13 protein-coding genes are annotated in these 13,216 nt (G+C 26.3%); 10 read left to right on the forward strand and 3 right to left on the reverse strand.

Features of this window, described 5'->3' with window-relative positions; translation table 11 throughout:
- Window positions 1-3 precede the first annotated feature (3 nt).
- Both bioD and bioA read left to right on the forward strand, forming a co-directional pair.
- Complete coding sequence (gene bioD / locus ACN6I1_RS05385) at window positions 4-690, forward strand: dethiobiotin synthase (RefSeq protein ID WP_220796862.1); 687 nt, start codon at window positions 4-6, stop codon at window positions 688-690.
- A 15-nt stretch (window positions 691-705) separates the two neighbouring features.
- Complete coding sequence (gene bioA / locus ACN6I1_RS05390) at window positions 706-2,067, forward strand: adenosylmethionine--8-amino-7-oxononanoate transaminase (protein WP_419743008.1); 1,362 nt, start codon at window positions 706-708, stop codon at window positions 2,065-2,067.
- Between the two features lie 30 nt (window positions 2,068-2,097).
- Here the strand turns inward: bioA and ACN6I1_RS05395 are convergent, their stop codons facing one another.
- Window positions 2,098-2,616 carry a peptidylprolyl isomerase gene (locus ACN6I1_RS05395; RefSeq protein WP_419743293.1) on the reverse strand — a complete coding sequence of 173 codons (519 nt, stop codon included), beginning with the start codon at window positions 2,614-2,616 and terminating at the stop codon, window positions 2,098-2,100.
- A gap of 223 nt (window positions 2,617-2,839) precedes the next feature.
- Between ACN6I1_RS05395 and ACN6I1_RS05400 the strand changes: the two genes are divergently transcribed.
- From ACN6I1_RS05400 to ACN6I1_RS05415, 4 genes are all read left to right on the forward strand, one after another.
- On the forward strand, window positions 2,840-3,232 hold the full coding sequence (locus ACN6I1_RS05400) for a single-stranded DNA-binding protein (RefSeq protein WP_021429220.1): 393 nt from the start codon (window positions 2,840-2,842) through the stop codon (window positions 3,230-3,232).
- A gap of 237 nt (window positions 3,233-3,469) precedes the next feature.
- A complete protein-coding gene (locus tag ACN6I1_RS05405; RefSeq protein WP_419743009.1) occupies window positions 3,470-4,108 on the forward strand; it encodes a nitroreductase family protein in 639 nt (212 codons plus the stop codon).
- Between the two features lie 34 nt (window positions 4,109-4,142).
- Window positions 4,143-5,060, forward strand: a complete 918-nt coding sequence (locus ACN6I1_RS05410) for a hypothetical protein (RefSeq protein WP_419743010.1) — start codon at window positions 4,143-4,145, stop codon at window positions 5,058-5,060.
- Between the two features lie 169 nt (window positions 5,061-5,229).
- Window positions 5,230-6,507, forward strand: a complete 1,278-nt coding sequence (locus tag ACN6I1_RS05415) for an aminotransferase class I/II-fold pyridoxal phosphate-dependent enzyme (protein WP_021429101.1) — start codon at window positions 5,230-5,232, stop codon at window positions 6,505-6,507.
- A 22-nt stretch (window positions 6,508-6,529) separates the two neighbouring features.
- Here ACN6I1_RS05415 and ACN6I1_RS05420 read toward each other — a convergent pair whose 3' ends face one another.
- Window positions 6,530-7,675: a DEAD/DEAH box helicase gene (locus ACN6I1_RS05420; RefSeq protein ID WP_419743011.1), complete on the reverse strand. Its 1,146-nt coding sequence runs from the start codon at window positions 7,673-7,675 to the stop codon at window positions 6,530-6,532.
- 160 nt (window positions 7,676-7,835) lie between these two features.
- Between ACN6I1_RS05420 and ACN6I1_RS05425 the strand changes: the two genes are divergently transcribed.
- Both ACN6I1_RS05425 and ACN6I1_RS05430 read left to right on the forward strand, forming a co-directional pair.
- Window positions 7,836-8,225 (forward strand): hypothetical protein, encoded by a 390-nt coding sequence (locus tag ACN6I1_RS05425; protein WP_419743012.1) that lies wholly within the window; start codon window positions 7,836-7,838, stop codon window positions 8,223-8,225.
- 56 nt (window positions 8,226-8,281) lie between these two features.
- Window positions 8,282-8,689, forward strand: coding sequence for a hypothetical protein (locus tag ACN6I1_RS05430; RefSeq protein ID WP_419743013.1), 408 nt, complete (start codon window positions 8,282-8,284; stop codon window positions 8,687-8,689).
- A gap of 31 nt (window positions 8,690-8,720) precedes the next feature.
- Here the strand turns inward: ACN6I1_RS05430 and ACN6I1_RS05435 are convergent, their stop codons facing one another.
- Window positions 8,721-9,431 (reverse strand): N-acetylmuramoyl-L-alanine amidase, encoded by a 711-nt coding sequence (locus tag ACN6I1_RS05435; protein ID WP_419743014.1) that lies wholly within the window; start codon window positions 9,429-9,431, stop codon window positions 8,721-8,723.
- A gap of 209 nt (window positions 9,432-9,640) precedes the next feature.
- Between ACN6I1_RS05435 and ACN6I1_RS05440 the strand changes: the two genes are divergently transcribed.
- Together ACN6I1_RS05440 and ACN6I1_RS05445 are read left to right on the forward strand one after the other, a co-directional pair.
- Complete coding sequence (locus ACN6I1_RS05440) at window positions 9,641-9,829, forward strand: ferredoxin (protein ID WP_021432614.1); 189 nt, start codon at window positions 9,641-9,643, stop codon at window positions 9,827-9,829.
- A 153-nt stretch (window positions 9,830-9,982) separates the two neighbouring features.
- Window positions 9,983-13,216, forward strand: coding sequence for a ligand-binding sensor domain-containing protein (locus tag ACN6I1_RS05445; RefSeq protein ID WP_419743015.1), 3,234 nt, complete (start codon window positions 9,983-9,985; stop codon window positions 13,214-13,216).

The raw sequence follows: 13,216 nt of genomic DNA on the forward strand, positions 1-13,216 counted from the left end.
TTGATGAATAGTAAAGGTATATTTATTACAGGTACAGACACAGATGTTGGAAAAACTTATATAAGCGCTATGATAATGAAAAGCTTAGTAAAAAGTAATATAAATGCTACATATTTTAAAGCCGCTTTAAGTGGTGCAGATGAAATAGAAAATAAATTAATTCCTGGAGATGCAAAGTATGTATGTGATATTTCAGGTATTGATTCGAATTATGATGAAATGGTATCCTACACTTTTAAAACGGCAGTTTCACCACACTTAGCATCAGTTATTGAAGATAAAACAATTAAACTAGAAAAAATAAAATATGATTTTGAGAATTTATCAAATAAGTATGAGTTTATATTAGCAGAAGGAAGTGGAGGTATAGTTTGCCCCATAAAAATTGATGATAGAGAGTGTATATTATTAGAAGATATAATAAAATTACTAGATTTTGAAGTATTAGTTGTTGCAAGATCATCTGTAGGTACGATAAATCATACTGTACTAACAGTTAAGTACCTTGAAGAAAAAAATATAAAGATAAGAGGAATTATATTAAATGAGTATGATAAAAACAATATAGTTCATGTTGATAATGCGAAAGTTATAGAAAAACTTACTAATGTCAATATAGTTGCCTTTATTCCTAAGTATCAAAATGAAAGTGATGATATTAATATTGATTTAGATAAAATATTACAATAATATTGGGGGATTGAAATGAATTTATTAGAGAAAGATTTAAAATACATATGGCATCCGTGTTCTCAGATGAAAGACTATGAAACTTTTAAGCCAATAGTTATAGAAAAGGGTGAAGGGATATATTTATATGATATAAATGGGAACGAATATATAGACGCTATAAGCTCTTGGTGGTGTAATTTATTTGGACACTCAAATAAAAGGATAAATAATGCTATAAATAATCAAATAAATAAATTGGAACATGTAATATTTGCGAATTTTACACATAAGCCAGCGATAGAACTTTGTGAAAGAATAATAAACTTAGCGCCAAATGGTCTGAATAAAGTGTTTTTTACAGATAATGGATCAGCATCAGTTGAATGCGCTTTGAAAATGAGTTTTCAATATCATGCTCAAGTTGGAAATACAAAAAAACAGAGGTTTGTAGCTATAACAGATGCATACCATGGTGAAACTATAGGGGCTCTTTCTGTTGGAGATTTAGATTTATATAGTAAAGTGTACAAGCCTATTATGTTAGACACTAAAAGAGTAGATGGACCAGATTGTTACAGATGTAAATATAATAAAGAAAGAAAAACTTGTGATGCTGAATGTTTTGAAAGTATGGAAGACTATGTAAAAGAAAGTCATGAAGAAATTGCATCAATAATAATAGAGCCTATGTTACAAGGTGCAGCAGGTATGAAGATTTATTCACCTGTATATTTAAAAAAATTAAGACAGTTATGTGATAAGTATGATATACATTTAATCGCAGATGAAATAGCTGTTGGATTTGGGCGAACAGGAAAAATGTTTGCATGTGAACATGCAGATATAACTCCTGATTTTATGTGTTTATCAAAAGGATTAACAGCAGGATATGTTCCTATGGCTTTAGTTCTTACTAAAGATAGTGTATATAATGCGTTTTATGATGATTACAATACATACAAAGCATTTATGCATAGCCACACATATTCAGGAAATCCTATAGGATGCAGTATAGCAAATGAAGTTTTAAATATATTTGAAGATGAAAATGTATTATATGAGAATGAAGAAAAAGCAAAATATTTTACAAATCTTTTAAATGAAAATTTTAAAGAACATAAAAATGTTGGGGAAATACGTTCTATAGGTCTTATCAATGCAATTGAATTAGTTGAAGATAAAAATCTTAAACTTGGATTTGATTCAGATCTTAGAGTAGGATATAAGATATATCAAAAAGCACTTAAAAAAGGTGTACTATTAAGACCGTTAGGAAATGTAATTTACTTTAACCCTCCATATGTTATACGCAAATATGATATGGAAAAGATGGTAAGAGTTTGTAAAGAGACTATGGATGAAGTTTTAGAAAGTTTAAAAGTTGAAGTTTTATAATATAATTAAAAAAGCTGCTTTTGCAGCTTTTTATTTATATTTTATAGGTTCATTGTAAGTTTCACCTTTAGTATCTATTTTTATAGATTTAATAACAAATAATGTACCCTTACTTCCTAAATCTTCTATTTTATAAACTAAATCCATTCCATTTATTACTTTACCAAAACCAGCATATTTTCCATTAAGATGAGGAGCAGATTTAGTAATTATAAAAAATTGGCTACCTCCACTGTTTTTAGATTGACTTCTAGCCATAGATAAAACACCCTCTGTATGTTTTAAATCATTCCTAAAATTATTTTTATTAAATTCTCCTTCTATTGAATAACCTGGGCCACCCATGCCTGAACCCTCAGGACATCCACCTTGAATAACAAAGTTTTTTACAATTCTATGAAAAGTTAAATTGTCATAAAAATTATTGTTTGCCAAATAAATAAAATTATTTACTGTGTTTGGAGCAATATGAGGATAAAGCTCAGCTTCAATAACTCCTATATTTTCTACATCAATGTAGGCTATAGGAAGTTCATCTGGAGCCTCCATTACTTCATTTTTAAATTCTTTTTTAGATCCACCAAAACATCTAAACATTTTAGAGAAAAAGTTACTATCAGTACTCATTAAATCACCTTCCAAATTATTTATAGTTTAGATTATATCATACAAGATATAGTTGGTTTGAAATAAATAACAATAAATGTATAAAGAACAAATGTTTGGCTATAATTGAAATATAAATCGATTGAAGTGATAGGAGGAAAATAAAATGAATAGTGTTATATTAGTTGGAAGATTAACTAAAGACCCAGAGGTTAAATATGTAGGGGAAAAGAACATACTTGTTACAAATTTTACATTAGCTGTTGATAGAAAATCAAAAAAAGAAAGCAAAGGTCAAAAAACAGATTTTATAAGAATTGAAGCTTGGAAAGAAGCTGCAGACATATGTGCAAATAAAATTAAAAAAGGAAATTTAGTATCTGTAAAAGGAGAACTTAGAATAGATGAATATTTAGATAAAGAAGAAAATAGAAGATATAGCACTAAAATTACTACTTATAATGTTACCTTACTAGAACATAGTAAAAAACAAGTAAATGGAATTGACATATTTGAAGGTGAAAAAGTTAATATGGATGAAGCTATGCTTCCATTTTAGATAAAAAACTACTTAATTTGTTATTGAAATTACAAAAACTTCATATAACAAATTAAGTAGTTTTTTTAGAGATAAATAAATTACTTTGAAATACTAATTGATTATTAGATTAAGGATATTTAAAATCATAAAATTTTTTATTTGAAAAATTAATAAGTATTTAATCACACAAAGCATATAAGTTATATAATTATATTAAAAATAAACTAATTTAAATAAATAAAGGGAGATGGTATAATGAAAAGGTTAGATTTTATTTATGATAGAGTTAGTATAAGAAGTTATAAGGAAGAGGAAGTTCCTAAAGAAGATATTATTGAGATAATTAAAGCAGGAACTTATGCACCTTCCGGAAAAAACCTTCAAAATTGGCACTTTGTAGTAGTAACAGATAAAGAAAAAGTAAAATCAATTGCAAACATTGTTGAAAAAAAGGGACTTGATTTATCAGAAAAAATTTGTGATGAAGAAGCTAGAGATTCATTTAGAAAAATGTTACCATATTATACAGTATTTAAAAATGCACCTATATTAATACTAGTATATGGTAGTGATTATCCAAATAGTGAATATAATGTACTAAATTTAATCGGTGCAAGTAAAGAAGAAAAGAAAAAAGCTTTATTTTCAGATCCTGGAATACAAAATATAGGCGCGGCTATGGAAAATATATTGTTAGCAGCTAGTGCGTTAGGTTATGGAACATGTTGGATGGCTGGACCTAACTTTGCTAGAGAAGAAATAAAAAATTGTGTGCAATTTGAAAAAGAAGGATTTGAATTGGTATGTATGACTCCATTAGGAGTACCAAGTGATAAAAAACATCCAAGACCAAAGAGAAAACCTATAGAAGAAGTACTTTCTTTTATAGATTAGAATAAATATAGACAAAAGATTAGGAGCGATAAGTATGAGTAATAGTTTAGATATAGCATATTCATTTGGATATGTATATGATAAAAGTAAATTAATAGTAATGTATCCAGTTGGAACAAACACTATACCTAAAGATGAGTATGAAATGGAAGTTGAAGTAGCTTTTTTAGAGGATGGTATAGAAAGAGCATTTGAAGAAGCTGATATAAATGAGGCAAATGAAACTATAAAACCACTTGAAACATTTTTAATGAAGCCAAATAAAATTATTCCTTTTGTGAGTAGTATAAAAGATAGTGAAAATAAAGATGAATTAAATAATTTATTAAACGATTTTGATAAGGAATATGAAATAAAGCTAAATTATATAAAAAAAGGTTATGAGATTTGTGATATATATGATGTGTTTCAAAATGTGGTAAAGTATATACCAAAAGAAAACATAGAAAATTTAAATATTTTAAAAATAAATGAAAAAAACTTTGATATAGAGAATTTCATAAAAACAACAAGGGAATCTTTAGATGAAGCTATAGATAAAGAATATATACCATCTATAATGAGAAAAAGCTCACTTACAGATAGACTTTTTGTAAAAGAGGAAAAACAAACATTAAATAAAGAGAATCTTAATAAAGAAGATATATTAAATACATTAGAAAATAATAGTCTATATGTTATGTTTGGAGTAGATTCAAGTTCGTATTCTCAAGGTATATTATGTGCAAATGGAGAAACTATAACAGAATTAGATTGTGATATGGGAGATTTAGAAATTTCTCAAGTTAGAGATTTTGGATATATAATAGAAAAAATTAACGGCGAGCTTTGTTTTAAGATAGCAAACTTTAACGATGAGGCAGCTAATAATCAAAAAATAGCTCAAGTAGTTGATTACAGTGGTATATTTAAAGTGATGATGATAAACTTTGTAAATAAGTTTGTAAAATAAGGCCTATTATATAGGTCTTATTTTACGCAATGGACTGCTTGGATTTTAAAATAAATCTAATTTAAAACAAAGTAAGCTCTAATAAGGAAAAATTGGTAAACTTGCGATAATATAGTATATATGATAAAATTCAGATGTTAATTTAATCTTAATAAAGACAGGTGATAAAATGCTTAATGAAACAAAAGAATTATTAAAAAACTTCTATGGTTTAGACGATGAAATATTCAACTTATCAAATGAAGTTATGGAAGATATTAAAAGTAGATTTGAAGAAATAAAAGAAACAAGAGAATATAATCAATATAAAGTTTTAAAAGCTATGCAAGAGTCTAATTTAAGTGATAATCACTTTAACTGGACGACTGGATACGGATATAACGATATAGGTCGTGAAAAAATTGAAGAAATATATTCAAAAGTTTTCAATACAGAAGATGCTATAGTAAGACCTATTATTGTTAACGGAACTCATGCATTAACACTTTGCGTACAAGGTATAGTAAGACCAGGAGATGAAATATTATCTGTAACTGGAAAACCATACGATACACTAGAGGGTGTAATTGGTATTAGAGAAGAAAAAGGATCTTTAAAGGAATTTGGAGTTACATATAATCAAGTAGACTTTTTAGAAAATGGAGAAGTTGACCTTGAAGGAATAAAAGAAAAGATTAATGATAAAACAAAACTTGTTATGATCCAAAGATCAAAAGGATATTCATGGAGAAAATCTTTAACTATAGAAGATATAAAAGAAGTTATAGAAACTGTAAAAAGTGTTAAACCAGAAGTTATAGTAATGGTAGATAATTGCTATGGTGAATTTATAGAGACGAAAGAACCTACAGATGTAGGTGCAGATATAATGGCAGGATCACTTATAAAAAATCCAGGTGGAGGACTTGCTTTAACTGGAGGATATATAGTTGGTAAAAAAGAATTAGTAGAACTTATATCATATAGACTTACATCTCCTGGTATAGGAAAAGAGTGTGGACTTACATTTGGTACGAGTAGAACTGTTTTACAAGGGTTCTTTATGGCTCCATATGTAGTTTCACAAGCTTTAATGGGAGCTATATTTTGTTCTAGAATGTTTGAAAAATTAGGTTATGATGTTTTACCAAAGTATGATGACCTAAGAAGTGATATCATACAATGTGTAAGATTAAATAGTGCAGATGAGGTTGTAGCTTTCTGTCAAGGTGTTCAAGCAGCAGCTCCGGTTGATTCCTTTGTTAAACCAGAGCCGTGGGCAATGCCAGGGTATGATAGTGAAGTTATAATGGCTGCAGGAGCATTTATTCAAGGGTCATCTATAGAATTAAGTGCAGATGCACCTATAAAGCCTCCATATAATGTTTATTTCCAAGGTGGATTAACATTTGATCACTCAAAAATGGGAACTTTAAAAGCATATCAATACATGAAAAAAAATAAATAAAAAAACCCTCAGAAATGAGGGTTTATTTTTTATAGTCTATTAATTTTCCTTCATATAAATCTTTATGTGCTATATTTAGATTAAATTCTTTTGATAAAATACGTATAGCAGCTAATTCATTGTTAGTAACTATAGAAACTGTATCACCTGTATTGTTTCCTCTACCAGTTCTACCACTTCTATGTATATATTCATTGTTACTAACAGGGAAATCTAAGTTAAAGACATGGGTTACATCTTTAATATCAAGTCCTCTAGCTGATAAATCAGAAGAAACTAACACTTTAGCTTTTCCTGCTCTGAATTTGTATAAAGCATTTTTTCTATCTTCTTTACTCATGCTACCGTATATACATACAGAATTTCTGTTATGGAAGTTTAGCTTATCGTTTATTATCTCTATGCTTTCTTCGTCATTTACAAATACTATAGATTTTTTTGGATTAAGAGCAGCTAAAGACTTTCTAAGATATTTGAATTTATCTCTTTTATCACAAGATAAATACATATGATTTATATTTTTATTAGCACTTACTTTAGGCTCAGTTTTTATTATCTTAGGTTCTTTCATTATTTCACTTAATATTTTTATGCACTTATCATTTGCACTAGCAGAAAATGCTAATAATTGTCTATCTCTAAGTGTGCATTTTATTATATCCTTAACTGTGTTTACATTTTTTGATGAAAGAAGACTATCCACTTCATCTAAAACTATGGTCTTTACATTATGAACTTTTAATTTCTTTTGTTTTATTAAGTCAAGAATTCTACCTGTAGTACCAACTACTATATGAGGTTTTGTACTTTTTATATTTTTAATTTGCTTTTGAATATTAACTTCTCCTATTAAAGGAAGTGTAGTTACATCTATAGTTGAGTTTGCAGCAAGTAACTTAACTTGGTCTATTATTTGCATAACTAACTCATGAGTTGGAGCTAAAACTATAACTTGAGTTTCTCTCTTTGAAGTATCTATTTTTTCAAATAGAGGAAGTAAATAAGCTAATGTTTTTCCACTTCCAGTTTCTGATTGGATTATTAAATCTGTATGATTTTTTATATCCTCATAAACTAGAGATTGAATTTTATTTAAATTGTTTATACCTTGAATTTGTAAGGCTTTAACTAGATTAGAATCTAAATTAATATCTTGAGGTTTATTCATTTTTTACTCCTTTTTTATATATTATGTTTAAATTAGATTTATAGTATAACACTAATTTAAACATAATTCAAAAGTATTAATTAAAGGTAAATAAATTTGAATTAGTATATATAGTTGTAATATAATATAAACTATGAAAATCAAAAAGGAGCATAATATGATGAGCAACAAAGTTGAGGAAATTTTATTGAGATTAATTTTATGGAGAGAGGTTTTATATATACCTGCTTATACTTTAATGTATGATTATGCGAATAAATTTTTTTGGATAGTAGTTATAATAGATAGGATTATAAACTTAGTAATAATTGCAAAAAACATAGATATAGATGAATTGTTTGATAAACTTTTAACTTCATATAAAGATAAGAAGTCTGAAAGTTTAACTAAATTAGGTATATTTACTATAATAACAACGCCTATACTGTACATATTAACACTTATAAATAATCAAAAATTATTTTTTATATTAATTATTTTAGAAATTGCTGATTTTCTAGTAATCAAAATTTTAGATGATAACTCTAAAATAGTCAAAAAAAATAAATAATTAATATAAAAAAGAAGCACAATAACATTAAATATTGAAATTATAGAGGTGAAATTGTGCGAAAAATAATAAAAATATTTGCTTTAGCTATAACTATCATATATGTATTTACAGGAAGTGCAAAAGCACTTAATTATTATGATTTATACTTTCAAAAAACAGAAGATAAAATAATAAAAGGAAGCTATCAAGAGTTAAGTACAAATTTAAATTATGAGACAATTTATAATGTTAATTTAAACAAAGACGAACAAGATGCTATAAATTATGAAATAAAAACTAATATATTTAAAGGTATAAATATAAATAATAAAGATATTGAAAATAAATATAATGAAGGTTATGTAAAAGTAAGACCTGTATATAGAGAAATAAAGGGTGATATTATAAAAGATTATAAAACTTGGAATGATAAAAAAGAAATAGTTATAAAAATGCCTATTGATATAGAGTTTATAAAATAGGAAAGGGTATCTATAAAAGATACCCTTATTTTTATTTCTTATTAAAGACATCTATAAAAATATCTGTATATCCATGGGCCTTCAAACTTTCAATTATCTCTTCTGCATAAACCCTATTATTAAATGAACCACAAACAACTCTATAAAAGACATTAGAATCTTCTACTGTAGGATTAGTAGGTTTTGTATTTGGGGTAGGATTTTCAGTTTTAAATTCTACGCCTACATACTTACATATTCCTTTAGCAACTGCAAGTGCAAATTTATCTTGATCTTCTCTTAGTAGCTTAGCATCAAGTTCATTATCTATGAAAGCAAGTTCAATTAAACAAGATCTCATACTACTTTTTCTTAAAACATAGAAGTTTGCAGTTTTTACACCTCTATTTTTAGTATAAGCGTTAGTCTTTAGTATTTCTTCATGTATACAATTAGCTAGATCTTTAGTTTTATCAGTATAGCTAAAAGTTTCAACACCACTAGCTGAATTATTAAATGAATTACAATGTATTGAAACATAGCAATCGGCATTCCACTTATTAGCAGCAGAAGTTCTTCCATCTAAAGAAAGTGTAGAATCATCAGTTCTACTAAGTTTTACCTCAAGATTTTGCTTTTTTAACAATGATTCAACTTTTTTAGCTACTGATAAATTTATATTTTTTTCAAGTAAATTGTTAATACCTACAGCACCACTATCAATACCACCATGGCCTGGATCTATAAATATTTTTTTACTCATAATTACCTCCTTGAAAGCACATTTGTACATAATGTACTAAAATATATTATGAAACACAATTAATTTTGGTTCGAAAAAATGTATATATTTTATTTATTGAGAAAAATTTTATTTTTAAAAAAAATCAGAATATATGTTTAAATAAAAATTTGTTTGGGTAAATAATAAATGCTAGCAAATTAATATTAAAAAATTTGGAGGACATTAAAATGAAAGCATTTGTAGATAAAGATATATGTATAGGGTGTGGAGCATGTACAGGTATATGCCCAGAAGTATTTGATATGGATGATGATGGACTGGCAATAGCTATAAAAGACGAATTAAAAAGTGAATTAGAAGATAGTGCGGTAGAGGCTCAAGATGGATGTCCTGTAAGTGCTATAATAATAGAATAATAATTTTTGATAAAAAGGCTATCTTATAAAAGAGATAGCTTTTTTTAGTTGTAAAACAAGTGTTGATAATTGTACAAATATGGTTATAAAAATCGAAATATAGTATAATAGTGCTTATGCGAAAAAATGGAACAGATTGAATGGAGGACTGATATGAAAAAAAATAAATTGATAAAAAAATTTACTATATTTGTTCTAATAATGATATTTTGTGGTATTAATCTAGATTTAGCATATGCATACAATGATATGAGCTTTAAAAATATAACCATTGAGGATGGACTTTCTCAATCCTCTGTAAACACTTTATATCAAGATAAAACTGGATACATGTGGATAGGAACTAATGATGGACTCAATAGATATAATGGATATGATTTTAAAGTATACTCATATAATGATAAATACAAAAACAGCATAAGCAACAACTTTATTATAGATGTTACAGAAGATGATAGTGGAAATATATGGGTAGGAACAGCAAATGGATTAAGTAAAATAAATTTAAAAAATGGAAATATAAATAATTATTTAGATAGAAATGATAATGGTAATTTATCACATTATAATATCCGAGATGTTTTAGTAACTAAAGATAATCGCATTATAGTTGCAACGTCAAATGGATTAAATTTATATGATAAAGAAAATGATAAATTTAAAAGAGTGTTAAGTAGTGAAAATCAGTTAACAAATCAAATTATAAACTCATTAACTGAGGATGAAAAAGGAAATATATGGATAGGAACTGACAAAGGATTAGATAAATACGATGCAAATCTAAAAAATAGATTGGAGCTTTACCAAAATAAAGGTAAAAACTCTGTAAGTGAAAGTAGTATAAATAAAGTTTATTATGAAAAAGGAAACATATGGTTAGGTACGAGCAGTTCAGGATTAATTAAAATTAATGTATCAAATGACGAAATTACTAGATATAGCAATAATTCAGACAATAAAAATTCATTACCAGGAAATCGTGTAAATGATATTATGAAGGATAGTAGAGGCAATCTATGGATTTGCACGAACCAAGGCCTAGCTAAATATAATTTTAAAGTTAATAATTTTACCACATATACAAATAAAATATATGATAAAACTAGTCTTATAGATAATGATGTAATTAGCATAATTGAAGATAAAAGCGGATTAATATGGACCGGAACATATGCAGGAATAAGTATGTTTGATCCAGACAATGAAATCCAACACTATAAAACTAATCCATCCGATGAAAATTCTATAAATAACAATTTGATACAAGGTATATATGAAGATAATGAAGATCTTTTATGGGTAGGAACAAACTCAAAGGGAATTAATATAATAGATAGAGAAAAAAATATAGTTAGAAGAATAGATAAAGAACACAATGATTTTATTTTAAGTGATTACTCTATAAATGATATAACTGGAAAAGAAGATTATATATATATAGCAACTGACAATGGTTTAAATGTATTAAATAAAAAAACAGAAAAAGTTGAAAAATATTTTAAAGAAGACAATATTGCAAATAATAATATTAAAGAATTATTTTTAGATAAACATGGATATTTATGGATAGGAACAGTTGATGGGATTAGCGTATTGAATACGAATGATAATACTATTAAAGATTATACTTACGTAATGAAAAAAATTAATGAAAATGATACATATGTATCTTCCATATATGAAGATGAAAATGGGTACATTTATATAGGCCTTTTTTTACAAGGAGGACTTATAAGGTTAAATTTAGATACACATGAACATGAAGTTTATAAAGTAGACAATAGTAAAGGTGGCAGTATAAGTAGTAATAGTATAAAAGATATAAAAGAAGATTCATATGGTAATATTTGGATAGGAACTAGATATGGGTTAAATAAATTCAATCCTAAGGATAAAACTTTTAAAGTTTATACAACTAAAGAGGGGCTACCCAATAATACTGTGTATGGAATTTTGTTTGATAAAAAAAATAATCCGTGGGTTAGCACTAACTTAGGAATAGCTAAATTAGATATAAAAAGTGATAAATTCCAGACATTAGGAGTTGCTGATGGATTGCAAAGTAATGAGTTCAACAGTAACGCATCTTATGAAAATAAAAATGGAGAGTTTTTCTTTGGTGGAATAAATGGATTAAATGTTTTTTATCCTGAAGATATAAAAAAATCAAACTTTGTTGGAAATGTAGAATTTGATGAATTTAATATAAATGGGAAAAATTACAAAGATATAAATGGGAAAAAATTTGCTAGTTATGAGAATAATATAAGTATAAGATTTTTTTTAACTTCGTATAAAGATGTAAAAAAGACTCAATATTATTACAAACTAGAACATAGAAATAATCCATTAAACCTATATTCTAGAAAAAATAGCGAGTGGAATATAACTTATGATAACACTATTGTATTTAGTGATTTAGACCCTGGAAATTATAAATTAAAAGTAGTTGCTAGGAATGACAATGGAAATTTTAGTGAGCAAAGTAGTGTTGACTTTATAATAAGAAAACCTTGTTGGATAAGTAATATAGCTTTAGCTATATATGCGGTAATAATAATAATAATAATTTATATGAGTATAAATAGAATGAAAAAATTAGATAGACTTGTAGAAAAAAGAACTTATCAACTAAAAAATGAAATGGAAAAAAATAATAATCTTTTGAATAAAGTTATTGTATTAGAAAAAAATAAAAACAATTATTTTGTAAATTTATCTCATGAATTAAGAACTCCTTTAAATGTAATAAATAGTACAAGGCAACTTATAAGTGAACTTAATAAAAAGCAACAAGGAATAAGTAAGGAAAAAATAAGTCATTACATGGATGTTATAGATAAAAATTCAAAACGGCTTTTAAATCTTATTAACAATATAATAGATAGTACAAAATTACAAAATGGACAGTATATAGTTCAATTACAAAATAATGATATAGTTTATATTGTTGAAGAAACAGTTTTAGGATTAAGGGATTTCATAGAAAATAAGGGTATTGAGTTTATAATAGACCCTGAAATTGAAGAGAAAATAATAGAATGTGATAAGTATGAAATTGAAAGATGTATAGTTAATTTAATTGGAAATGCAGTTAAATTTACACCAAGAGGTGGAAAGATAGAAATAAAAATAAAAGATTTAAACGATAAAGTAATGATAAGTGTAAAGGATAGTGGAATTGGTATTGAAAAAAAATTCCATGAATCTATATTTAATAGATTTAACCAAGTTGTAGATGCTAATTCAGAAGTCAAAGGAGGAAGTGGTTTAGGATTAACAATTACTAAACAAATTATAGATCTACACAGTGGAACTATATATGTTAAAAGTGAAGTTGGAAAAGGTAGCGAATTTGTTATAATTTTACCTGAAAAAGTTAAATAA

Origin of the sequence: Paraclostridium dentum (assembly GCF_048568265.1) — a bacterium.
Taxonomy (GTDB): Bacteria; Bacillota; Clostridia; order Peptostreptococcales; family Peptostreptococcaceae; genus Paraclostridium; species Paraclostridium dentum.